The sequence below is a fragment of the Microbacterium sp. M3 genome, from assembly GCF_033548675.1.
GTDB classification, from domain to species: Bacteria; Actinomycetota; Actinomycetes; order Actinomycetales; family Microbacteriaceae; genus Microbacterium; species Microbacterium arthrosphaerae.
On the sequence record NZ_JAWTZT010000004.1, the window covers coordinates 174,773 to 197,836 of the forward strand.

A 23,064-nucleotide genomic window follows, 5' to 3' on the forward strand; every position below is an offset into this window, starting at 1 on the left:
CGTCGCGTCGCTGTCAGCCGGGGGCGATCTCGCGGCGGTAGAGCTCGCCGAGGGCGCGCCGGCCGGCGCCGAATGCGCTCCGCTGCCGCCGCGCGCCTGACCCCTCGCGCGTGATCCGTTCGCGGAGCTCGTCGACCAGTTCTCGCTCGAGGGCGTCGGCGAGCCGAGGCCGCACCGCCTCGACGAGCACCCCGACGGCGTGCCCTGCCGGCACCAGCTCACCCGTGGACGGGTCGACCAGCGTCTCGCCGACGCCGTAGCGCGCGGCGTGCCAGAGCGCGGCATCCGTCACATCGATCGCTCCGCCCGCAGACCCGGGCGTCTCACTCGCGACGAGCGCCCGCGTGATGACCGCGAGGGCGACGCTCGTGCGCGGATCGAGGGGGGTGTCGAAGATCCGCACCTCGATGGTGGGGTAGTGCGCCGAGAGGCGGGCATTCCAGTTGATGGTGCCGGGATCGGACGTGGCGCCGATGCCGCGCAGCGCCCGGAGCGTGGCGTCGTGCTCGGCCGCGTCGGCGAACACCGGCGGCACGCCATAGGTCGTCCAGCGGCGGCTGTGGATCGCGCGCCAGCTGTCGAAGCCGGTGTCGACGCCGTGCCAGAAGGGCGAGTTCGACGAGAGCGCGAGCAGCAGCGGCAGCCAGACCCGGAGGGCGTTGGAGGCACGGACGCCCGACTCCCGGTCGGGGATCCCGACGTGCACGTGCATGCCGTTGATCTGATGGTCGGGAAGCACCCCGGCGATGTCACCGGCGATGTGGGCGTAGCGGTCGTCGGGGCTGATGTCGGCGTGGGCGCGGGTGCGGAACGGCGTGCCCGTCGCCGCCGCGATGAGGCCGGCGTCGTCGGCCCAGCGGGCCAGGCGGCGCCGGAACCCGATGAGCGCCTCGAGGGCCTCGGCGGCCGTGGTGAACACCGGGGAGGCGTACTCGACCTGCGAGGGGAAGAACTCCTTGCCCACGACACCGGTCACCTCGCCGCGCAGCGCGGCGATCGCCGCGGGTGCCCGGTCCACCGCGGTGAGGCTGCGGGGGTCGAGGAGCACGAACTCCTCCTCGATCCCGAAGGTCGGCTGCACGGTCTGGCCTCCGTTCGCGGCGATCGCGCCCCCCGCGGTCGTGCCCTCAGTCTGGCGGGGGAGCGGATGCCGCGGAACAGGGTTGACACCGCTCTTCCGGGGTGGCCGCCGGCGTTTCGCGCCGCACGACGCGGGGCGTGCGACACTGCTGCGAGAGGTGATTCCATGCCCGCGCCAGCGATCTCGTTCCCCGGCGGCACGTCCGTGTCGCTGCTCGACGTCTACGACGACGTCGCGCCGGACGGCCTGCGCGGCGGGAGCCCGCACCTGCACCTCGCCTCGACAGAGTGCTACGTCGTGATCGGCGGGCGCGGCGCGCTGCACACGGTCGACGCGCACGGCGCGAGCGAGATCGCGCTCGCCGAGGGGAGCGTGGTCTGGTTCACGCCGGGCACGATCCATCGCGCGGTGAACCACGGCGATCTGCGCGTCCTGGTGCTCATGAGCAACGCCGGTCTTCCCGAGGCGGGCGACGCCGTGATGACATTTCCGGCCGACATCGTCGCCGACCCCGGGCGGTACGCGGCGGCGGCGACGCTTCCCGCCGGCTCGGAGAACGAGAGAGCGGATGCCGCGGCCCGGCGTCGCAACCTCGCGGTCGAGGGCTACCTCAGCATCCGAAAGGCGGTCGACGCCGGCGACTTCGGGCCGCTGCGGGAGTTCCAGGCCGCCGCGGCGGCGATCATCGAGCACCGTGCGTCGTCGTGGACCGACATCGTGGAGCAGGGGCCGGCGGCGCAGGCCGCCCGCAGCCTCGACGTCGCCCGGGCGCTGAGCCGGGGCGAGTTCGCCCACCTGGAAGACGCGGCGGTATACCGGGCCGCCGAGCCGGCGGGCGAGCGGCGCTTCGGGATGTGCGGACGCCTGCGGCCCTACGACGTGAGGGAGCCGGCCGGGCGGCGTTGATCCGAGCGCGCGGCGTGGCGGCATCCGGATCTGATCAATCCGCTGAGAGCCGCCGATGAGATCGCCGAGGCGGCAACGATCCTCCTCCGGCTCCCCCTAGGCTGGGTCGCACAAGGGGAGTACTCCCGCCCGCGGCACGCTCGTCACTACGGATCCATCGCCGGATCCCGGGCTGCCGGCCCCGCTCGGGGTGGAGGAGACCTTGGCTGATCTTCGTCACGCCATGTCTCCGACCGGAAGGATTCCCATGAGCTCGCTCAACCGCCTCTTCGGCCTCGCCGCCAAGGCCCTCGACTCCTCGAACTCATCGTCGTCATCGTCGTCGCGCGGGGGCAGCCGCGACTGGCGCGACATGGTGCGCGATGCCGCAGCAGCGGTGACGGGTGACACGCGCCCCGCGGCGAACCCCGGTCAGTCCGGACCGCAGCCCGGTGGCCAGGCCTACCCGGGGCACCAGTCTCACCCCAGCGCACAGCAGCAGTACCCCGGCGCACAGCAGCAGTACCCCGGCGCACAGCAGCAGTACCCCGGCGCACAGCAGCACCCCGGCGCACAGCAGCAGTACCCGGGGCACCAGTCGTACCCCGGCGCACAGCCGCAGTACCCCGGCGGGCAGTCGTACCCGGGTGCGCAGGGGTACTCGGCGCCCGGTGGTCCGGGGTACTCGGCGCCCGGTGCTCCGGCCCCCGTTTCCGGGGTGGGGATGACCCCGCCGCCCGCCGGCACGGCCGCTGGCGCACCGAGCGCCGCCGACCGGGCGGCGATCGCCCGCTACGAGTACCTGCTGCAGACGTCCGACCCGCACCAGGTCGAGGCCATCCACCGCGAGGCGTTCGCACGGCTCACGCCAGAGCAGCGGGCGCAGGTGCAGGCCGGGATGCGCGCCGAGCTGCGTCCCGCCGAGCAGCCGCGCTCGGCCGACGCGCCCGACCTGGCGCGCGCGGCCGCACGTACCGAGGCCGCACGTCCGGGCGCGATGGCGGGGCTCCTCGCCCGCATCGGTCGCGGCTCGCGCGGCCGGTCGGGGAGCGGAATGGGCCGCAGCGCCGCGCTCGTGGGCGCCGGGGGTCTGCTCGGCGCCGTCGCCGGCGGTGCCGTTGTCAGCGCGGTGGCCGCTCCCCTGCTCGCGAACGCCGTCGCCTCGGGCATCGACTTCGATGCCATCGCCGGCGGCGTCGATCTCGACGCGATCGCGGGTGGCGTCGACCTCGAAGGGCTGGCGGGAGGCGTCGACCTCGGCGGCGTGGGCGACGTCGTCGCGGGCGCCGGCGACACAGTGACGGGCTTCGGCGAGCAGCTGTCGAACTTCGAGATCCCGGGCCTCGGCGACTTCTTCGGCCGCTGAGCACACCCGCCGTGCGCGAGCGGCGAGAGCCTCGCCGAGAACGCATGTCAGCGGTTTGCGTGGCTCTCGGCGAGAGCATCCGATCTCGACGGACCGGGTGAGGACGGATGCCGCGGGCCGAGGCATCCGTCATCAGCGCCGCGTTTCGTCTCGTCGCTGCGCTCCTCGCTCAACGACCGGGCAGCCGCCCCGTCCGGTCGTTGAGCGAGCGGAGCGAGACGAAACGCCTGCACCGCGGACGACGTTGTGCCGTGCCGAAATCGGTCGTTGAGCGAGCGGAGCGAGACGAAACGCCTGCACCCCGGACGCACGAAGGCCCCCTGCCGCGCGGCAGGGGGCCTTCGAGTGAACCGGGCTCGGGTCAGAGCGTGGCGGCCAGCGGGTCGAAGTCGGCCGCCAGCGAACCGACCTCGCCGAGCGTGCTCTGCACCTCGACGAAGCTGCGCGAGGCCGCGGCCTCCTCGATCGAGAGCAGCGTGTCGAGCACGTGGTAGCCGAACTCGCCGGTGGCGACGTGGGGGCGGCCCTCGCGGATCGACCGGGCCATGTCGAGCAGACCCAGACCGCGGCCGGCGAGCACGCCCTCCTGCGGCACCTGGACGAGCTCCTGCTCGCGCACCGCGACATCGGTGAGCGGGCGGGTGATCGTGATGTCGCCGCCGAACGTGTTCGGGTCGGGGATCACGATGGTGCCCTCGGTGCCGTTGATCTCGACGATGCCGTGGCGCAGCAGCGGCGAGTCGGTGCTGTAGAGGCTCTGCGCCTGGCCGCCCTGCTCGAAGTCCATGAGCACCGACAGCGTCGAGGGGATCTCGACCGGGAACTCCTGGCCGGCGAGCTCTCCGGACTTCACCGTGCGGGTGGGAACGCCCTGGAGGCCGAGGGCGGCGACCGACGCGACGGGACCGAACACGTGCAGGAGCGTCGAGACGTAGTACGGGCCCATGTCGAGCAGCGGGCCGGCGCCCTTGGCGTACAGGAACGCCGGGTTGGGGTGCCAGAGCTCCGGTCCCTGCCACTGGAACGTCGTCGTCGCGAACAGCGGGCGGCCGATGTCGCCGCGAGCGATCGCGCGCTTCGCCGTCTGCACACCCGGGCCGAGCACGGTGTCGGGCGCGACGCCGACGCGCAGGCCCGCGGCATCCGCCTTCTGCAGCAGTCGCTGCGACTCCTCCCGGTCGATGCCGAGCGGCTTCTCGGTCCAGACGTGCTTTCCGGCGGCGATGATCGCCTCCGAGACCTCGACGTGCACCGCCGGAATCGTGAGGTTCACGACGATGTCGATGTCGGGGTCGTTCAGCACCAGGTCGACGCCGCCACCACGCGGCACGCCGTACTTGTCGGCCTGCGCCTTGGCGCGGTCTTCGAGCAGGTCGCCGATCGCGAGCACCTTGACGTCGGGGAAACTCGTCAGGTGCGTCAGGTACTGGTCGCTGATGTTCCCGGCGCCGATGAGGCCGACGCCGACGGGAGCGCCCGCCATCAGACGGCCGCCGTCTCGGCGAGGGTGCCGTCCAAGAACACGCGGCTCTGCTCGACCGCGTCGAACAGGTCGCCGTCGAAGTGGTCGAACTCGACGATGGCGACTTCGAGAGCGGATGCCGCAGCCAGCGCCTCTGCGAGGGGCACGGCGCCCTGGCCGGCCGGCACCTGGTCGGCCGGCGGGTAGGCCTTGACCGTCTCGGGGTCGAGCGTGCCGTCCTTGACGTGCACGGCGATCACGCGGTCGCCGAGCGTGCGGAGGAGAGTCGGCGAGTCGACGCCGGCGCGGGCGACCCAGTACAGGTCGACCTCGAGCACGACGCGCGGGTCGAGCTGCTCGGCGAAGACCTCGAGGCCCGTCTTGCCGTCGAACGTCGCCTCCAGTTCGTGCGCGTGGTTGTGGTAGCCGACGCGGATGCCGCGCGCGGCGCCGATCTCAGCCGCCGCGTTGAGCTGCCGGGCGATGTCGGCGATGTGCTCCCGGTTCTGCCAGAGGGCGGGGTCGGTGTAGGGCTCGATGACCGTCGTCATGCCGAGGATGTCGGCGGCGTCGAAGACCTCTTCGGGGGCGGGGACCGGGCGCGAGGTCGTCGTGCCGTCGGGGTTGACGAACGACGTCGACGCCAGGAACGCGTGACCGGTGGGCGCGGCGATGCCGTTGGCCTTCAGGGCGGCGGCGAGCGGCTCGGCGCGGCGCACGAAGTCGTACGGCTCGGCGGCGGTGAACCCGCGCGCGGCGAGCTCGGCGAGCGTGCTGTCGAGGTCGGCCTCGAGCGCGTCCTTGACGGTGAACAGCTGGATGGATGTCTGGACCGGCATCGGTCGCGCTCCTTCGATGTGTCTGCGTCGCCTGCGACGACGGTGTCGGGGGTGGCGTCGGCGGGCGGATCGCCGTCGACGCGAGAACGCTACCACGAAAACCTCCATGTGGAGGTTTTTATTCGCTACGATGAACCTCATGCCGGTCGAGGAGCAGCAGCCCGCCCTGCGCGGGTCGTACGCGAAGGGCGTCGCCCGCCGCCAGGAGATCCTCGACCGGGCCATCGAGGTGTTCGCCCGGCGCGGCTCGGATCGCACGAGCCTGCGTGCGATCGCCGAAGAGGTCGGGGTCACGCACGCCGCGCTCAAGCACTACTTCGGATCGCTCGAGGAGCTTCTCGTCGCGGTGTACCGCGAGTCCGAGGCCCGCGGCGACGACCGCGAACCCACGCCGCTCGACGTCACGCCGACCGAGCTGCTGCGCCGGTGGAGCGACGCCAATCACGAGGTGCAGGGGCTCGTGCAGCTGTATTCGACCCTCGTGGCGTCGGCGCTCGAAGAGGGGCACCCCGCGGCGCGGGAGTTCGCAACCGAGCGCTTCGCGCGCGTGCGCGCCGAGCTCGCCGCGCGCGTGCGGCACAATCAGGCCACCGGGCGGATCCGGGCCGACGTCGACCCCGTGGCCGTCGCCGCGCTGGTGATCGCGGCATCCGACGGTCTGCAGACCCAGTGGCTGCTCGACGCCGACGCGCCGCAGGATGCCGCGCTCGCCCTGCTCGATCAGCTGCTGGCCGGGCCGGCCGACTGATCGGGCCGGCGCGGCCGCGGGCCGCGGGCTGCGGCATCCGTCTACGTCACTCGGAGCGGAAGAGACCCGCCGAGCCCATGACCGTGACCGGGTCGATGCGGATGACGACGCGGCGCGGGTTGACCCGCGGCTGCCGGTAGCGCTGCGCGTACAGGGCGACCGCGTGGGCGACGGCCGCGGGGTCGCGCTCGACCGTGGCGTGGCCGGCGACGCTCAGCCAGCGCGGCCCGGCGACCTGGGCGACCGTCGCGCGCGGATCGCGTTCGACGTTGCGGACCTTCTGGCTGCCGTCCGACGTGATGATGCGCACCACTCCGCCGTCGACCGTGAAGCCCACCGCGACCACGTGGATGCCGCCGTCCCGCGCCATCGTCGACAGTGTCGCGAGGTGGTAGTCGGCGACGAACGCGGCGCCGTCGTCGGTGAGGGTGGTGAGGCTGCGCACCCGTCCATCATCGCGCGCCGTCGCCCGGCGTCGCGCCACCGCGCTTCGGGAGAGGATGGAGGGGGAAGGAGGGCGCATGCCGCACCGGAGCGCCGGCCGCAGGTTCGCCGCCGACCTGCGACACGCGGTCTCGAGCCTCTTCCGCCTCGGGCCGGCGCCGGCGCCGCGGTGGCCGATCGGGCTGCGTGCGGCGATCGCGATGGCGGTGCCGATCGCGGCGATGGCGCTCATGGGTCGCCCCGAGCTCGGCTTCCAGGCGGCGACCGGCGCCTTCGTGGCGCTGTACGCCACGCACCTGCCGGTGATCGAGCGCCTGCGCGTGGTGCCGTTCGTGGCGGGGGCGCTGCTGGCGGCGGCGGCACTCGGTGGGCTCGCCGGGCCGTCGCCGGTCGCCACCCTGGCCGGGCTCGCTGTCGTGGCGATCGTGGCCTCCGTCGCGATGTTCGGCTTCTCGGTGGGTCCGCCCGGGCCGCTGTTCGTCGTGCTGGTCTACGGCCTGTCGTCGCACATCGTCGCTTCGGGAGGGGATGCCGCGACCCACGTCGCCGCGGTGGCCGCCGGCATCCTGTTCGCCTCCGTCGTGTCGCTCGCGCCCCTCGTGCTGCCGAGCCGGCGTCGCGTGGCGTCTCGGCCGTTGCGGGAAGTGCTCCCGGGGCCGGCGTGGAGTCCCGGGGCGCGGATACTCGTCGCCCGCGTCGCCCTCGTGGCCGTGATCGGCATCGGGATCGGCCTGCTGCTCGACCCCGACCGTGCGTACTGGATCGTGGGGGCTGCGGTCGCGGTCGTCGGTGTGGCGGCCGACCGCCGGGCCGCGTTCACCCGCGGGCTGCACCGCATGATCGGCACGATCCTCGGCGCCGCGGTGTACCTGCTGCTTGCGCCGCTGCCCCTCTCGGTGCTGTGGCTCGCACTGCTGCTCGGCGTGCTGCAGTTCGCGATCGAGCTGGTGGTGGTGCGCAACTACGCGCTCGCCCTCGTCTTCATCACGCCGCTCGTGCTGCTGCTCACGGGCGCGGCGACGGGCGAGGTCGACTCGGTCGCCGTGGCGACGGAGCGCGTGGCCGACACGCTCGCGGGTGCCGCGCTCGGCGCGCTCAGCGGCCTGCTGCACGCGCGGGAGGACTGACTCCCTCCCGTATTCTTGGATGCAGTCCATCAAATCGCACAAGGACGGTCGCAGTGCTTCGAACCATGCTCAAGTCCAAACTGCACCGCGCCACGGTGACGGGGAGCGACCTCAACTACGTCGGGTCGATCACGATCGACGAAGACCTGCTGGAGCTCGCCGACATCCTCGAGAACGAGCAGGTGCACGTCGTCGACGTGAACAACGGGGCGCGGTTCGAGACCTACACGATCGCCGGCGAGCGCGGCTCGGGCGTCATGCAGATCAACGGTGCGGCGGCGCGGCTCGTGCACACCGGCGACGTCGTCATCGTGATGTCGTACGCGCAGTACACGCGCGAGGAGCTGCTCGATCACCGCCCGATCGTCGTCGAGCTGGGCGGAACCGTCCCGGAGGCCGCACCGAACTCGGCGGTCCGCGTGCTCTCTCACGCGGGCTGACCGGCCACTGTTACGGCCGCGCATTGACACACGGTCTCGGATCGTCTTAGTTAGGGTAGGCAAACCTCACCTAAGGAGTCGACCGCCGTGCTCGATCTGCTCACGAATTCCAGCGCCGACACCTACCGCTCCCTCATCTCGCACACCTCGTCGCGCGTCGCCGACCGCTTCGCATCGACCACGCAGCCGTTCTCGGGGGCGTCTCGCAGCGAACTCCAGTCCCTCGTCGACGGCGTGGCGCTGGACGGCCCCGGTGTCGGGTCGACCTCGGCCATCCGCGAGATCGACGAGCTGTTCCTCGAGCACGCGGTGTGGTTCCACCACCCGGCGTACGCGGCGCACCTGAACTGCCCGGTCGCCCTGCCCGCCGTGGCCGCCGAGACGGTGCTCGCGGCGGTCAACACCTCCGTCGACACGTACGACCAGTCCGCGGTCGGCACGCTCATGGAGCGCCGGCTGATCGCCTGGGCCGCCGATCGCGCCGGCTTCGCCGGCGGCAGCGGCGTGTTCACCTCGGGCGGCACGCAGTCGAACCTCCACGCCCTGCTGCTGGCGCGCGAGGCCGCGCTCACGGCGACCGACCTGGCGCGCCCGCGGGCGCTCGCCCGCCTCGTGGTCTTCGCGACGGCGTCGAGCCACTTCAGCGTCGGCAAGTCGGCGCTGCTCCTCGGCCTGGCCGACGACGCGGTCGTCGAGGTCGCCGACGACGGCGCAGGACGGATGGATGCCGCCGCCCTGGCGGTCGCGATGCGCGAGGCGGCGGCATCCGGCCGTCTTCCGATGGCAGTGGTCGCCACCGCCGGCACCACCGACCGGGGCGTGATCGACCCGGTCGCCGAGATCGCGGACGTCTGCGACGCGCACGCCGTCTGGCTGCACGTGGATGCGGCCTACGGCGGCGGACTGCTCGTGTCGCCGCGCCGCCGCCACCTGCTCGACGGGGTCGAGCGGGCGCGGTCGGTGACCGTCGACTTCCACAAGACCTTCTTCCAGCCGGTGTCGTCGAGCGCGATCCTCGTGCGCGAACCGCGCGACCTGGCCGCCGGCGCATGGCATGCGGACTACCTCAACCCGCTCGAGAACGACGAGCCGAACCAGGTCGACGTGTCGCTGCAGACCACGCGCCGCTTCGACGCGCTCAAGCTGTGGGTCACGCTGCGGGCGCTGGGTGCCGACCGCATCGGCGAGCTGTTCGACACGGTCATCGACCTCGCGGCAACGGTCGGCGACGAGATCGCCGCCGACCCCGAGCTCGAACTCGTCGGGCGCACCCAGCTCAGCACGGTGCTGTTCCGGGTGCGACCCGCCGGCGCCGGCGACGCGACCCAGGACGCCCTCGTGGCGGGCGTGCGGAGGGTGCTGTTCGAGTCGGGCCGCGCGCTCGTCGCCAAGACGGTGATCGAGGGCCGGCCCTGCCTGAAGCTGACCCTGCTCAATCCCGCGACGACGCTCGACGACGTCCGTCGGATCCTCGCGATGGTGAAGGATGCCGCCACCACCCTCGCCGGCATCGCGCCGGAGTTCGACGAGGCCCTCGCCGCGGCGGAGGTGCCGGCATGAGCGCGCGCGTCCACGACCTCGTCGGCGTCGGCATCGGCCCGTTCAACCTCGGGCTCGCGTGCCTGGCTGCGCCGATCGGACTCGACGCGGTCTTCCTCGATCGCGCCGACGGGTTCCGCTGGCACCACGGCATGATGATCGAGGGGGCGACCATCCAGGTGCCGTTCCTCGCCGACCTCGTCACGATGGCCGACCCGACGTCGCCGTTCTCATTCGTGAACTGGCTGAAGCAGACCGGCCGGCTGTACCCCTTCTACATCCGCGAGAGCTTCTACGCCCTGCGCGCCGAGTACGACGCGTACTGCCGGTGGGCCGCCGAGCAGCTGCCGAATCTGCGCTGGAACCACGAGGTGATCGCCGTCGAGCACGACGCCGCCGACGACGTCTACGTCGTGCGGGCGATGCGCACCGACACCGGCGAGCAGAGCGAGCTGCGCGCCCGCCACGTCGTGCTCGGCGTCGGCACGCAGCCGGTCATCCCGGCCGCGCTGCGCGGGCTCGACGGCCCGGTGATCCACAGCTCCGAATACGTCGGCCATCGCGACGCGCTGCGGGCGTCCGGCTCGATCACGGTGGTCGGCAGCGGTCAGTCGGCGGCGGAGATCTACCGCGACCTGCTCGAGGGCGCGCGCGACGGCGGCTACCGGCTGGACTGGATCACGCGCTCGCCGCGATTCTTCCCCATGGAGTACACCAAGCTCACCCTCGAGATGACCTCCCCGGAGTACACCGACCACTTCCACGCGCTGCCGATCGGCATCCGTCAGCACCTGGGGCGCGAGCAGCGGAGCCTCTACAAGGGCATCTCGGCCGACCTCATCGACGACATCTACGACACCCTCTACCGGCTGAGCGCCGAGGGCCCCGTGCCGACGACGCTCCTCACCGACACCGAGGTGACGGCCGCCGAGTGGGACGGATGCCGCTACCGCCTGCAGCTGCGCCACGCTCAGCTCGATCGGGAGCACGTGCGCGAGACGGCGTCGCTCGTGCTCGCGACCGGCTATGCGGCGCAGACGCCGCCCTTCCTGGCGCCGATCACGGATCGCCTCGACCACGACGTGCTCGGCCGTCTCGCGGTGGCCCGCGACTACAGCGTCGACGGGGGCCGCGGGCGGGTGTTCGTGCAGAACGGCGAGGAGCACACGCACGGCCTGACGGCACCCGACCTCGGATTCGGGGCGTGGCGCAACTCGTCGATCCTGGCGTCGATCACGGGCCGTGAGGTCTATGCGATCGAGCGCCGCATCGCGTTCCAGGACTTCGGCGTGCCGTCCGAGGTGCGCGAGACGGCGACAGCGGTCGGGGTGACCCGGTGACGCCGGGCGCCCCGTCGGTCGCGATCGCACCCGCCGACCCGGCGCGCGACGCGGCCGTGCTGCAGCGCTGGCTCGCCGATCCCCATGCCGCGTTCTGGGGCATGTCCGCACTCGATGTCGACGCCGTGCGCGCCTACCTCGAGCGCATCGCCGCCGACCCGCACCAGCGCGGGTGGCTGGGCAGCGTGGACGGCGCCCCCACGTTCTTCGCCGAGACGTACGACCCGGCGCAGGTGCTGCTGCGCGGCATCCACGATCCCCTTCCGGGCGATCTGGGCATGCACGTGCTCATCGCCCCGCCCGAAGGCGAGCCGCGTCACGGCCTGACCGACGCGGTGTTCGCCGCCGTCATGGCGTGGTGCTTCGACGAGCTCGGCGCCGAGCGCGTGGTGGTCGAGCCGGATGCCCGCAACGACCGCATCCGCCGCAAGAACCTGCGCGCCGGCTTCACCGAGGTGCGCTACGTCTCGCTAGACGAGGGCGATCACATCAAGACCGCGGTGCTGTCGGTGTGCACGCGCGACGACCACCACCGCTCCGAACTCGCCGCCGCCCGGCACGCACTCGTCGGAACTCCACTCGCAGGAACAGGGACCCTCGCATGATCGCCCCCGCCGCCCACCTCTCTCCCGCGCACCTCGCCGTCGCACAGCGCCACCTCGTCGCCAAGGCGATCGCCGAGTTCAGTCACGAGCGCCTGCTCGCGCCCGAGCCGTTCGCCGGCGGCTGGCGCGTCGTCGTGCCCGATGCCGACGTCGAGTACCGGTTCGAAGCGGTCCGAACCGCGCTCGAGCACTGGGTCGTCGACGAGCCGAGCCTCTGCCGTCTCGTCGCCGGCGAGCCCGCCGACCTCGACGCGCAGGCGTTCATCGCCGAGCTGCAGCCGGTGCTCGGCCTCTCCGACCAGCTGCTGCCCGTCTATCTCGAAGAGATCGCCTCGACGCTCGCGAGCGCCGCGTTCAAGATCGCCCAGGGCGGACCGTCGGCCGACGAGCTGCTCACGGCCGACTTCCAGGCCATCGAGTCCGCCATGACGGAGGGGCATCCTGGGTTCGTCGCCAACAACGGGCGCATCGGCTTCGGCGTCTCGGCCCATGCCGCCTACGCGCCCGAGGCGGGCCGCCCGTTCCGCCTCGTGTGGGTCGCCGCACGGCGGTCGCTGTCGCACCTGGCGCTCGGCGCGGGCCTGGACGAGGCATCCCTCCTCTCCGGCGAGCTCTCGCCCGCCGAGCGGGCACGGTTCGCGGAGCGGCTGACCCAGCTGGGCGAGGACCCTGCCGCCTATCACCTGCTGCCGGTGCACCCCTGGCAGTGGGAGAACCGGATCGCGATCACGTTCGCGCCCGACATCGCCCGCCGCGACCTCGTGCTGATCGGCGAGAGCGACGACCAGTACCGCGCACAGCAGTCGGTGCGCACGATGTTCAACGCGACGCACCCCGGCCGCCACTACGTCAAGACGGCGCTGGCCGTGCAGAACATGGGGTTCCTGCGGGGCCTGTCGCCGGCGTACATGCGAGTGACGCCCGCCATCAACGACTGGGTGGCAGGCCTCGTCGCCGCCGACCCGGTGCTGCGGGACGCTGGCTTCCGGGTGCTGCGCGAGCGCGCGTCGATCGGATACACCGGCGACGCGTACCACCGCACGCCGGCGCCGTCCGCGCACCGCAAGATGCTCGCGGCGCTGTGGCGCGAGAGCCCCGTACCGCTCATCGCGCCGGGCGAGCGGCTGGCGACGCTCGCCTCGCTCCTGCACCGTGACCCCGACGGACGCTCGTACGCGACGGCGCTCGTGCGGGCGTCAGGGATCCCGGCCGACGTGTGGGTGCGCGCGCTGCTCCGTGTGTACCTGCGTCCGCTCGTGCACTGCCTGCTGGCGCACGACCTCGCGTTCATGCCCCACGGCGAGAACCTCATCCTCATCCTCGACGGACACGTGCCGGCGGGGGTGTTCATGAAGGACATCGGCGAAGAGGTCGCCGTTCTCGCCGACCGCGCCGTGCCCGACGACGTCCGCCGCATCGTGTCGCCGGTCGACGACGAAGAGAAGGCGCTCGCCGTCTTCACCGACGTCTTCGACGGCGTGCTGCGCCACCTCGCCGCGATCCTGCACACCGACGGCACCCTGCCCGAGACCGTGTTCTGGCGCATCGCGGCCGAGATCATCGACGAGCACGCGGCGCAGCATCCGTCCCTCGACTCGCGGGTCGACCTGCGCGCCGAGGCGTTCGCGCACTCGTGCCTCAACCGTCTGCAGCTGCGCAACACGCTGCAGATGGTCGACCTCGCCGACCAGTCGGCGTCGCTGCTGTACGCGGGCACGCTGCCGAACCCGGTCGCGCGCTCCCGGGCCGACGTCGCCGCACTGCCGGAGCCTGTGGGAGTCTGACGGCATGGCGGACGTCTATCGCGACGACCTCGGCATCCCCCACATCCGCGCGACGGATGCCGGGGACCTCGCCGAGGCGCAGGGAGAGGTCACGGCCCGTGACCGCGGGTGGCAGATCGAGGTCGACCGCCTGCGCGCGGCCGGACGGCTGTCGGAGCTGATCGGCGAGGCGGGCGCGGGGTGGGACGTCTTCGCGCGGCGGGCGCGCCTCGACGACACCGCGCGGCGGGCGCTGGCGGGAGCGGATGCCGAGACCCGCGCCTTCGTGACCCGCTACGCCGCGGGGGTCCGCCGGGGCATGTCGTCGGTGGGGCACGAGGCGGTCGAGTTCCGCACGCTCGACGCGATCTTCGGCGACACCCGGCCGCGGGAGCCGTGGGCCGATCACGATCCGCTCGGCGTGCTGCACGTGGCCCACGCGCTGTTCTCCACCTTCCCGCTGCTGCTGTGGCGCCAGCACGTCGCCACGACGATGGGCGACCCGTGGGTCGACGTGCTCGCGGGGTACGGCGGGATCGACGAGACCCTGCCGACCTCCGGCAGCAACGGGTGGGCGCTGCACGGCAGCCGCACGGCGAGCGGCCTGCCGCTCCTCGCCGGCGATCCGCACCGCATGTTCGAGCTGCCCGGCGTCTACCAGCAGGTGCGGCTCGCGTGCGACGAGTTCGACGTCGTGGGGCTGGCGTTCCCCGGCGTGCCGGGTGTGCCGCACTTCGGCCACGCCGGGCCCGCCGCGTGGGGCGTGACCAACGCCATCGCGCACAGCGTGGACGTGTTCCGCGAACGGCTGCGGCCGCTGCCCGACGGATACGAGGCTCTCGGCCCCGACGGGTGGCGCAGGGCCGACGTCGAGCGGTCGACGATCGGGGTGCGCGGCGGCGATCCGGTCGAGGTCGAGGCGATCGAGACCACGCGCGGCACGGTCGTCACCGACCTCCGGCCCGACGGCGACGAGCTGATCGGCTGGAGCATCCGCATGCCGGCCCGGGCGAACGGCGACCTCGGGACCGCTGCCCTCCTCGAGCTCCTGCGCGCACGCACGGCCGCCGACGTCGTGGCTGCGTTCGGCAGCTGGGTCGACCCCGTCAACCGCGTGCTGGCCGCCGACCGCGAGGGCACCGTGCTGTCGGCGACGGTGGGCGTCGTGCCCGACCGCCCGCGCCCCGAGCGCCGACTGCCCCTGCCGGCCGAGTCGGCGAAACCGGCGAGCGACCGAGCGCCCGCGCACGCGGTCATCGTGGACGACGTCAGGGTCGACGCCAATGAGCGGCCCGCCTCCGCCGACATCGACCTCGGCTGGGCGTACGCGCCGTCGCACCGCGCCGACCGGATCGGCGCGCTGCTCGCGACGCTGCGCCCGCGCTCCGTCGACGAGTTCCGTCCCGTCTGGGGCGACACCGCCGGCGGCTCGGTCGCCGCGCTGCTGCCCTTCCTGCCGAGCGGTCCGCTGCCGGCGCCCGCGGCGGCGGCGCGTGACGCGCTCCTGGCCTGGGACGGACGAATGGATGCCGCATCCTCGGCGGCGGGCGTCTTCGCGGCGTGGCGTGGGGCCCTCGTGCGCCGGGTCGCCGCGCTCCCGGTGCTGCGGCCACTGCATGAGCCGCACGGATTCGGCGCGGTCTTCGAGCCGTGGCTCGGCGTCACCGCCCAGGTGGCCGCCGCGCTGACCCGTCTGCTCGCCCATCCCGCCCTGGCGGCCGATGTGGCGGCGGTGGCAGAGGCCGCCCTCGATGACGCCGCGAGCGCGGGGGAGTGGGGCGCGACCCATCGCCTGCTGCCGCTGCACGTGCTCGCCGATGTCGCGGGGGCCGACGCTCCCGTCGCCGATCTCGACGTGCCGCTGTGGGGCGACGGCGACACGGTGCGCTGCACCGGGTCGACTCCCGGCGTGACCGACCGGGCGTGGCGCGGATCTGTGGCGCGATGGGCCTGGGACCTCGCCGACCGCGAGAACAGCCTGTGGAGCGTGCCGTTCGGCGCGGCCGGCGACCCCGACTCGCCGCACTTCGCCGATCAGCTCGCCTCGTGGGCCGACGTGCGGCCGCAGCGCGTCGTGACCGACTGGGCACGTCTGCGCCCCGACCACCCGGCAGGACTCGTATGACCACCACGACCACAGCCCGCCTCGTGAGCGGTCCCGCCGGCGCGGTCGTGCAGGTCGCCGCCGACCCGATGCTCGGCCGCATCGAGATCTCGGTGCTCGACCCCGTGGCCGACCTCGATGTGATCCACCGCTGGGTGACCGCGCCGACGGCCCGGTTCTGGGGTCTCGGCGACCTCACGCGCCAGGAGCTCAGCGAGCTGTACGCGTATGTCGACGGCCTCGACACGCACCATGCGTTCGTAGTCCGGAGGGAGGGGCTTCCCATCGTTCTGCTCCAGACCTACGAGCCCGAGCACGACCCCCTCGGCGAGGTGTACGCCGCACAGCCCGGAGATGTCGGCATCCACTTCCTCCTCGGTGACCGCGGCGCCCCCGTCGCGGGCTTCACGACCCGGGTGGCCCAGGTGCTCAGCGCCTTCGTGTTCTCGCAGCCGGCCGCGCAGCGCATCGTGATCGAGCCGGACGTGGGCAACGACCGGGCCGTGGCACGCGCATGCCTCTTCGGGTTCGAGCTCGGGCCGCACGTCGAGCTGCCGAGCGGAAAGGTCGGTCAGCTCGCGTTCCTCACCCGCGACCGATGGGAGCAGTCGCCCCGCTGAGCCCGCCGGCGGGCGCGACGGTGATCCGCATCACGGTCTTGCTCTTGCCGATGTGACGCTCGAACGCGAAGCCGGCCTTCTCGAACATCGCGCGGGTGCCGTTGTGGAGGAACGACGCCGACGTCCTCTTGCCCGGCTCGAGCTCGTTGGGGAACGACACCACCTCGCCGCCGCCGGCCTCCGCGATCAGCGCGAGCGCGCCGTCGAGCGCCTCACGCGCGACGCCGGAGCGTCGATGGTCACGGTCGACGAAGAAGCACGTGATGCGCCACGGCGCCGGGTTGGTCTCGCCGGCGTCGTACTGCGTGCGGTGGTAGATCCCCGGCAGTTCGGCGGGGCTCCCGTACTCGCACCACGCGATCGCCTCGTCGCCGTCGAACACGAGTGCCGCGTGCGCGACGCCCTCCTCGACGAGCCGCTGTTTGAAGGTCGCCCGGTCGTACTCGCTCTTGACGGTGCGCTCGGTGTCGCCGTGGAAGTACGAGCAATAGCACCCGCCCCACACCCCGTTGTGCTTCTGCGCGAGCGCCAGCCACGCCGGGAAAGTCTCGGGCGTGAGCGGCCTGACCACGTGCGGCGTCGTGGTGCGGACGTCGGCCGTCGGGTCGTTCTCCTTCGGCATGCCGGGCTCCTCGCGTCGGTGCTGACATTGTGCGACCGGCGGCGGCTCTCGACAAGGGCGCCGCAGCGCCCCGTCGGGCGGCGGGGCGAACGGTCGGAGAGCGATGCTGAGCGCATCGGGGCCGCGGTCGCATCAGGTCGGCCCGGATCGGTCGGCGTCAGGGATGTGCGCGGCGCAGTGCCTGGCTGGTGAAGTAGCCCACCGCGCCATCGCGGTCTTCGACGCCGAAGACCCATTTGCCGGAGGGTGTGGGCCGGACGTCGATGACGATGCCGCGGGCCTGCGGGGTGAAGACGTCGTCTCCGAGAGTGAAAGCCGTGTCGGTCATAGCGCTGACGCTATGCCGGGCGAGGCTCCGCCCGCCTCCGTCGTGAGGCGGAGATCGCCGGGCCGTGCGTGTGTCGAGTGGACGCTCAGATCTATAGGTCGGCCCACTCCGCCACTTCGACGCTGCCCGCCGTCTCCGCGTCGTCCTGTTCGTCGGGGATGAGGGTGCGTTCGATGAACACCGGCACGCCGGGGCTGATGAGCACCGCGACGCGGGAATGGGCCTGGTGGGTGGGAAGCATGACGACGCCACCGCCCGCCTGAACGGCATCCGTCAACTCCGCCAGGAGAGCGTCTTCGTCGGCGCTCCTCGGCAGGCGATGAACGTACTCACCGATGATCAGATCGGTCGTGTGCATCTCGTCCTCCCTTCACTGAGATGTCGGACGAGCCCCGAGGGGTGTCTTCGACGCTACGCTCGGCCGGGTTACAGCCCGGCCACGGGGGAGCCTCCCTCGAGCAACAATCGCGGGCCAGGCTTGTCGGATGCCGCAACCCGCGCCGTCGGTCGACCGCTCGAGGCCGTCCTGCCGACTGACGCGTCGCGGGTGCCGGCCGAGCCGCCGCTCCGCCGGCACCCGAGCGGTACTCAGTCCAAGCTGCGGAAGAACGCGCGGAGGTCGCCGGCGAGCAGCTCCGGCTCCTCCATGGCGGGGAAGTGGCCGCCCTCGGCGAAATCGCTCCAGTGGACCGCGGCATTCCACGGATCCATCGTGCGGCGCACGAGCGGGTGCGCGTCGAACACCGCCCAACCCGTCGGCACCGCGGCGAAGGCCATATCTCGCGGCGCGTGCTCGGACTCGTAGTACAGCTGCGCGCTGGACTCGCCACTGCGTGTGAACCAGTAGAGGCTGACGTTCGTGAGCAGCTGGTCGCGGTCGACCGCATCGGTCGGCGTCGGAGAGCCCTCGTTCCGCGCGTGGAACTTCTCGACGATCCATGCGAGCTGACCGACGGGCGAATCGGTCAGCGCCGCGCCGATCGTGTCGGGACGGTGGTTCTGCATCTCGAGATAGCCGCGATCGCTCGCCGCCTCGGCGCGCATCGCGTCGAGCTGCGCGAGCTCCTCTGCTGAGAGACCGTCGGGGACGGGGAACAGCGTTCCGACGAGCCCCACCACGCGGCGCTCGCTGCCGTAGTGGGTCCCGATGACCCGGTTCGGGTGCGCCGCGGCCAGGCGACCCATGATGCCCGTGCCGAGATCGGTCCCGTGCGCCGCGAACCGCGCGTAGCCGAGGCGCGTCATGATCTTCCCGTAGGCCTCGGCGGTACGCGTGACCTCCCAGCCGGTCGACGACAGCGGCGCGGAGAATCCGAAACCGGGCGGCGCCGGGATCACCAGATGAAACTCCTCGGTCAGCAGCGGGATGAGCCGCTGATACTCCACGAACGACCCCGGCCACCCGTGGTGCAGCAGCAGCGGCGTGGCGGACGGGTTCGCCGAGCGCACGTGCACGACGTGAAAGGTCTGGCCGTCGACGACGGTCGTGAACTGTTCGTGCTGATTGAGCTTCGCCTCCTGCGCCCGCCAGTCGAATCCGTCGCGCCAGTACGCGGCGAGCTCCTTCAGATAGGGAACAGGGATGCCGCGGCTGAAGTCGCTGCGGTCGTCACGGCCGGGCACGGTGAAAGGCCAGCGGCTGCGGGCCAGACGGTGGTGCAGGTCGTCGATGTCGGCCTGGGGGATGTCGATGCGGAAGGGGATGAGCGCTTCGGGCGTATTCATGACACCGACGTTCCCGGCTATTGCGGCAGATGAGCTTCCGCGATTGCTGGAATCATCGACATCGTGCTGGAAACCTCCGCCCGCCTGCTCGAGTTGCTGTCGCTGCTGCAGGTCAAGCGCGACTGGACGAGCGACGACCTCGCCGCCCGGCTCGGCGTGAGCACGAGAACCGTGCGCGCCGACATCGGCAGGCTGCGGTCGCTGGGCTATCCGGTCGATGCGCGCCCCGGCGTCGCCGGCGGTTACCGGCTGGCGGCCGGCACGGCGATGCCGCCGCTGCTGCTGGATGACGACGAGGCGGTGGCGGTCGCGGTGGGATTGGGCGCGGTCGCCACCTGGAGGCTCGGCATCCAGGAGACCTCTCTCATCGCGCTCGCCAAACTCGAGCAGGTGATGCCCGCCCATCTGCGGCGACGAGTCGCGGCGATCCGCGAGACGACGAGCGTGGTGCCGGGAACGGAGCCCGCTCTCGACCTCTCGGCGCTCGGTGCGGCGGCGTCGGCGATCCGGGGCCACGAGAGGCTCCGGTTCGGCTACACCAAGCCCGGCGGCACGGAAGAGGCCCGCCATGCCGAGCCGCAGCGACTGGTGAGCTGGGGGCCGTTCTGGTACCTGTTCGCGTGGGACCTCGACCGCGAGGACTGGCGGGTGTTCCGCGTCGACCGCATGGTTCCGCGCGCGCCGACGGGTGTGCGGTTCCGCCCCCGCGTGATCCCGGAGGACGCCGTCGTCCAGCACGTCGTGAGGCGAATCATCGAGGCGGGGTGGAGCTATCGTGCTCGCGTGCTGGTGCACGCTCCCGCGGGGGAGGTGGCCGCGAAGCTCGTCATCCCGGTCGACATCGAAGCGGTCGACGACTCGACCTGTCGCGTCGAGCTCGGCTCCGACGATCCGGACGGCCTGGCGCTGTGGCTGGCTCAGCTCGGCGCCGACGTCGAAGTGCTCGAAGGGCGGGAGCTGGAGCGGGCGTTCGAGCGCCTCGCGACGCGGTTCCGTCGCGCGGCAGGCGGAGCGGCCACGCGCTGAACCGCAGCGGTCAGACGAGGATCGGGCCGGGACAGCATAAGTGGTGGATCATCGACTGATCCGGGCGGGTGAGCGGGATCAGCTCACGCGATGAGGTCGTGGGCGGAGCGTTCGAGGGTCAGCCGTCGCAGCCGGCGCAGCACCGTGCCCTCGACAAGGACGGGCACGTAGGTGCGGACCTTCGCGTGGTCGAAAGCTGCGAGTTCCGCGGCGACCAGCTGGAGGATCTCGTCTTCCGGGATCGATGGGAAGTGGTGCGCCAGTCGCTCGGTGGCATATACGAGCGCCTCGTACTCGTCGCGGGGATTCGTGACGCTCATGCATGACATCATGCGCCGGGCCGCACGCCAGTGCCAGGGCTTGTCCTCCTGTGAGGCGCAGGCTAGGCGGCGAGCATCCGGACGCCGGGGCGCGGCATCCGTTTCCGCCCAGCGATTCGGGCGAACCGCGCGAGCAACGGGCGACCCCGACGGATCACTTCGCGGGCTTGACCACCAGCCCCGTGCCACCGCCGCGGCGCACCGGCTCGGCGACGGCGGTCATGAGTCCGTCGTCCCCCACCTCGATGGCGGCGACGGCGCCGATCTCGGCGGTCGTCGAGAACACATGCCCGAACGCCTCCAGCGGCGGTCCGTAGGCGCTGATGAAGGCGGGCTCAGCCGCGACGGACGCCGTGTTCCGCTGCGAGGCGCGGGGCGCGGCGACCGCCTCGGGCAGCGTCATCCCGAGATCGATGCGGTTGATGAGCACCTGGGTGACCGTCGTGATGATCATCGAGCCGCCGGGCGAGCCGACGACGTAGCGCACGTCGCCGTCGTCGAGCACGATCGTGGGCGACATCGACGAGCGCGGGCGCTTGCCCGGCGCGGGGAGGTTGGGATCCGGGATCGTCGGGCTCGCCGGTGCGAAGTTGAAGTCGGTGAGCTCGTTGTTGAGGAGAAAGCCGCGATCCGGCACCGTCATGCCCGAGCCGCCGGTCTGCTCGATGGTGAGCGTGTAGGCGACGGCATTGCCCCACTGGTCGACGACCGAGAGGTGCGTCGTCGAGATGTTCTCGGTGTCCGGCGCGTCTGCAGCCGGCAGCGCATCGCAGCCGGCTGCCGTGAGAGGCGCGGGCGGCACGGGCTTCGCCGACGCGGCGTCCGGGTCGATCACGCACGCGCGTGCGTCGGCGAACTCCTGGCTGAGCAGAGTCTCGGTCGGCACGTCGACGAACGCGGGATCGCCGACGTACGCGCCGCGGTCGGCGAACGCGTGCGCGGTCGCCTCGAGGTAGAGGTGGAGGCTCTGAGGCATGTCGCCGGGCGAGAGCTCGAAGTTCTCGAGGATGTTGAGTGATTCTCCGACCGTCGTGCCACCCGACGACGACGGCGCCATGCCGTAGACGTCGAGCCCGTGGTACTCGATGCGGGTCGGCGCCTGTTCGATCACCGAGTAGTCCGCGATGTCGGCCGCGGTCAGAAGGCCGGGCATGGCCGGAAGCGTGTGGTCCGGCGTCGTGATCGGGGCCTTGACGACCGCCGCGATCTCATCGGCGAGGGGGCCGTCGTAGAAAACGTCCGTTCCGCGCAGTGAGATCTCGCGCAACGTGCGAGCCAGGTCCGGGTTCTTGAACGTCGATCCGACCACGGGCAGTTCACCGTTCGGAAGGAACAGTTCGGCCGTGTCGGGGAATTGACGGAACCGCGCCTCGTTCGCGGCGGTCTGCTGCCGGAACGTCTCGTCGACTTGGAAGCCGCGGGTCGCGAGCAGGATGGCGGGCTTGAGCGCATCCCGCAGCGACGTCGTGCCGAACCGCTCGAGCGCGACATCCCAGGTGGCCAGGGTGCCCGGCGTGCCGACCGACAGCCCCGAAGAGACGGCGTCGGCGAAGGGATAGGGCGTGCCGGTGGCCGGGTTGATGAACGAGGTCTCGGTCATCGCTGCGGGCGCCGTCTCGCGCCCATCGAGCGTCGTGACCTCGCCCGTGCCGGCGTCGAAGTAGACGAAGTACCCGCCGCCACCGATCCCGGCGCTGTAGGGCTCGGTGACACCGAGCGCCGCCGCGGTCGCGACGGCGGCGTCGGCGGCATTGCCTCCCTTGCGCAGCACCTCGAGGCCGGCGGCGCTCGCTTCGGCGTCGACGGATGCCACGGCACCGCCGTATCCGGTCGACGTGGAGGGGTTGGGCGGAGCCGGACGCCCGGCCTGTGCGGTGACCTCGACCCCCGAGGCGGGGGCTGCCACCGCCGTGGCGGCGATCAGCACCCCTGCAAGGGCGAGCGCGACGCTTGCGCGTGCGGAACGGTGCGTGAAGTCGACCATGACAAACCCTCCCGAATGGGGTGGCGAGGGCGAACCTCTTCACCGTAGCCCGACGCCGGGACGGCGGCAACGCCTCCGCGTGCCGCGCTGATGTCGCACCTCGATGACATAATCAGCGCTCGAGCCCGGCGGCGAAGTCGGAACGGGCCATCGAGTCAGCCGAGAGATCGAGGGTGTGTCCGCACCATGATGAAATTCCCAGTGATCACCGCGAGGTCGTGGGCCGCCCCCGAGTACTTCCACGCCCGCTGGTGCGATGTTGCGACCCACCCCGAGTGGGCTCCCGGCATGGAGTACATCCGGCTCGACGGACCTCTGCGTGCCGGCGTCCACGGTGTGATGAAGACACGCGACGGCGACGAGACCCCGATGATGGTCAGCGATCTCGTTCCCGGGCTGGCCTTCCAGGACACCGTGTTCCTCGACGGAGGAACTCTGACGGTCCGCCACGAGTCGCACAGCGAAGACACCGGGAGCCGGCTCGACCTGCACGCGCAGATCGAGGGACCACGAGCGGAGGAGCTGGCCGCAGAGTTGGCGGGGCTCGACGACGTGCTCGCCGCCGACCTGGCGAGTCTCATCGCCCTGGTGGAACGCGAACAACAGTCGCGCTGATCTCGCCCGTCTCCGTTGACCCGCGCACCGTGACGCTGTTCGGAGAGTGCGCCCGCGGCTTGCCGGAGGCGCATGCCGCGC

The 23,064-nt window shown here is 72.1% G+C and carries 23 protein-coding genes; 13 read left to right on the top strand and 10 right to left on the bottom strand.

Features of this window, described 5'->3' with window-relative positions; genetic code table 11:
• Window positions 1-13 precede the first annotated feature (13 nt).
• Entirely contained in the window at window positions 14-1,081 is a 1,068-nt protein-coding gene (locus R8Z57_RS13090) for a YbdK family carboxylate-amine ligase (protein ID WP_318354227.1), read from the bottom strand.
• A 165-nt stretch (window positions 1,082-1,246) separates the two neighbouring features.
• On the opposite strand from R8Z57_RS13090, the gene R8Z57_RS13095 reads away from it, so the two are divergent.
• Together R8Z57_RS13095 and R8Z57_RS13100 are read left to right on the top strand one after the other, a co-directional pair.
• Entirely contained in the window at window positions 1,247-1,987 is a 741-nt protein-coding gene (locus tag R8Z57_RS13095) for a cupin domain-containing protein (protein ID WP_318354228.1), read from the top strand.
• A gap of 247 nt (window positions 1,988-2,234) precedes the next feature.
• Complete coding sequence (locus R8Z57_RS13100; RefSeq protein WP_318354229.1) at window positions 2,235-3,332, top strand: hypothetical protein; 1,098 nt, start codon at window positions 2,235-2,237, stop codon at window positions 3,330-3,332.
• Between the two features lie 361 nt (window positions 3,333-3,693).
• Here R8Z57_RS13100 and R8Z57_RS13105 read toward each other — a convergent pair whose 3' ends face one another.
• The gene (locus tag R8Z57_RS13105) at window positions 3,694-4,815 is read right to left on the bottom strand and encodes a Gfo/Idh/MocA family oxidoreductase (protein ID WP_318354230.1); all 1,122 of its coding nucleotides are present in this window, start codon (window positions 4,813-4,815) and stop codon (window positions 3,694-3,696) included.
• On the bottom strand, window positions 4,815-5,633 hold the full coding sequence (locus tag R8Z57_RS13110) for a sugar phosphate isomerase/epimerase (RefSeq protein ID WP_318354231.1): 819 nt from the start codon (window positions 5,631-5,633) through the stop codon (window positions 4,815-4,817). The genes R8Z57_RS13105 and R8Z57_RS13110 overlap by 1 nt, the downstream gene beginning before the upstream one ends.
• A gap of 139 nt (window positions 5,634-5,772) precedes the next feature.
• Between R8Z57_RS13110 and R8Z57_RS13115 the strand changes: the two genes are divergently transcribed.
• A complete protein-coding gene (locus R8Z57_RS13115; RefSeq protein WP_318354232.1) occupies window positions 5,773-6,381 on the top strand; it encodes a helix-turn-helix domain-containing protein in 609 nt (202 codons plus the stop codon).
• A 46-nt stretch (window positions 6,382-6,427) separates the two neighbouring features.
• Here R8Z57_RS13115 and R8Z57_RS13120 read toward each other — a convergent pair whose 3' ends face one another.
• On the bottom strand, window positions 6,428-6,826 hold the full coding sequence (locus R8Z57_RS13120) for a PPOX class F420-dependent oxidoreductase (protein WP_318354233.1): 399 nt from the start codon (window positions 6,824-6,826) through the stop codon (window positions 6,428-6,430).
• A gap of 76 nt (window positions 6,827-6,902) precedes the next feature.
• Between R8Z57_RS13120 and R8Z57_RS13125 the strand changes: the two genes are divergently transcribed.
• From R8Z57_RS13125 to R8Z57_RS13160, 8 genes are all read left to right on the top strand, one after another.
• Window positions 6,903-7,952 carry an FUSC family protein gene (locus R8Z57_RS13125; protein ID WP_318354234.1) on the top strand — a complete coding sequence of 350 codons (1,050 nt, stop codon included), beginning with the start codon at window positions 6,903-6,905 and terminating at the stop codon, window positions 7,950-7,952.
• A 53-nt stretch (window positions 7,953-8,005) separates the two neighbouring features.
• Window positions 8,006-8,392: an aspartate 1-decarboxylase gene (panD, locus tag R8Z57_RS13130; RefSeq protein ID WP_318354235.1), complete on the top strand. Its 387-nt coding sequence runs from the start codon at window positions 8,006-8,008 to the stop codon at window positions 8,390-8,392.
• 87 nt (window positions 8,393-8,479) lie between these two features.
• Entirely contained in the window at window positions 8,480-9,952 is a 1,473-nt protein-coding gene (locus R8Z57_RS13135) for a pyridoxal phosphate-dependent decarboxylase family protein (protein WP_318354236.1), read from the top strand.
• Window positions 9,949-11,271, top strand: coding sequence for a lysine N(6)-hydroxylase/L-ornithine N(5)-oxygenase family protein (locus R8Z57_RS13140; RefSeq protein WP_318354237.1), 1,323 nt, complete (start codon window positions 9,949-9,951; stop codon window positions 11,269-11,271). The genes R8Z57_RS13135 and R8Z57_RS13140 overlap by 4 nt, the downstream gene beginning before the upstream one ends.
• Window positions 11,268-11,876, top strand: coding sequence for a GNAT family N-acetyltransferase (locus R8Z57_RS13145; protein WP_318354238.1), 609 nt, complete (start codon window positions 11,268-11,270; stop codon window positions 11,874-11,876). The genes R8Z57_RS13140 and R8Z57_RS13145 overlap by 4 nt, the downstream gene beginning before the upstream one ends.
• Entirely contained in the window at window positions 11,873-13,660 is a 1,788-nt protein-coding gene (locus tag R8Z57_RS13150; protein WP_318354239.1) for an IucA/IucC family protein, read from the top strand. The genes R8Z57_RS13145 and R8Z57_RS13150 overlap by 4 nt, the downstream gene beginning before the upstream one ends.
• Window positions 13,661-13,664: 4 nt before the next feature.
• The gene (locus tag R8Z57_RS13155; protein ID WP_318354240.1) at window positions 13,665-15,764 is read left to right on the top strand and encodes a penicillin acylase family protein; all 2,100 of its coding nucleotides are present in this window, start codon (window positions 13,665-13,667) and stop codon (window positions 15,762-15,764) included.
• Window positions 15,761-16,363 carry a GNAT family N-acetyltransferase gene (locus R8Z57_RS13160; RefSeq protein ID WP_318354241.1) on the top strand — a complete coding sequence of 201 codons (603 nt, stop codon included), beginning with the start codon at window positions 15,761-15,763 and terminating at the stop codon, window positions 16,361-16,363. The genes R8Z57_RS13155 and R8Z57_RS13160 overlap by 4 nt, the downstream gene beginning before the upstream one ends.
• Here the strand turns inward: R8Z57_RS13160 and R8Z57_RS13165 are convergent.
• The 4 genes from R8Z57_RS13165 to R8Z57_RS13180 all read right to left on the bottom strand — a co-directional run bounded on the left by R8Z57_RS13165 (window position 16,329) and on the right by R8Z57_RS13180 (window position 19,038).
• Window positions 16,329-16,985 carry a GNAT family N-acetyltransferase gene (locus tag R8Z57_RS13165; RefSeq protein WP_318354242.1) on the bottom strand — a complete coding sequence of 219 codons (657 nt, stop codon included), beginning with the start codon at window positions 16,983-16,985 and terminating at the stop codon, window positions 16,329-16,331. The genes R8Z57_RS13160 and R8Z57_RS13165 overlap by 35 nt on opposite strands.
• 157 nt (window positions 16,986-17,142) lie before the next feature.
• The gene (locus tag R8Z57_RS13170; RefSeq protein ID WP_318354243.1) at window positions 17,143-17,313 is read right to left on the bottom strand and encodes a hypothetical protein; all 171 of its coding nucleotides are present in this window, start codon (window positions 17,311-17,313) and stop codon (window positions 17,143-17,145) included.
• A gap of 91 nt (window positions 17,314-17,404) precedes the next feature.
• Entirely contained in the window at window positions 17,405-17,671 is a 267-nt protein-coding gene (locus R8Z57_RS13175; RefSeq protein ID WP_318354244.1) for a hypothetical protein, read from the bottom strand.
• A gap of 230 nt (window positions 17,672-17,901) precedes the next feature.
• Entirely contained in the window at window positions 17,902-19,038 is a 1,137-nt protein-coding gene (locus tag R8Z57_RS13180) for an epoxide hydrolase family protein (protein ID WP_318354245.1), read from the bottom strand.
• A gap of 63 nt (window positions 19,039-19,101) precedes the next feature.
• Between R8Z57_RS13180 and R8Z57_RS13185 the strand changes: the two genes are divergently transcribed.
• Window positions 19,102-20,064, top strand: a complete 963-nt coding sequence (locus tag R8Z57_RS13185) for a helix-turn-helix transcriptional regulator (RefSeq protein WP_318354246.1) — start codon at window positions 19,102-19,104, stop codon at window positions 20,062-20,064.
• An 83-nt stretch (window positions 20,065-20,147) separates the two neighbouring features.
• Here R8Z57_RS13185 and R8Z57_RS13190 read toward each other — a convergent pair whose 3' ends face one another.
• Complete coding sequence (locus R8Z57_RS13190; RefSeq protein WP_318354247.1) at window positions 20,148-20,384, bottom strand: three-helix bundle dimerization domain-containing protein; 237 nt, start codon at window positions 20,382-20,384, stop codon at window positions 20,148-20,150.
• A gap of 154 nt (window positions 20,385-20,538) precedes the next feature.
• Window positions 20,539-22,368: a gamma-glutamyltransferase gene (gene ggt / locus R8Z57_RS13195; protein WP_318354248.1), complete on the bottom strand. Its 1,830-nt coding sequence runs from the start codon at window positions 22,366-22,368 to the stop codon at window positions 20,539-20,541.
• A 201-nt stretch (window positions 22,369-22,569) separates the two neighbouring features.
• On the opposite strand from ggt, the gene R8Z57_RS13200 reads away from it, so the two are divergent.
• Window positions 22,570-22,983, top strand: coding sequence for a hypothetical protein (locus R8Z57_RS13200; RefSeq protein ID WP_318354249.1), 414 nt, complete (start codon window positions 22,570-22,572; stop codon window positions 22,981-22,983).
• Window positions 22,984-23,064: the final 81 nt, after the last annotated feature.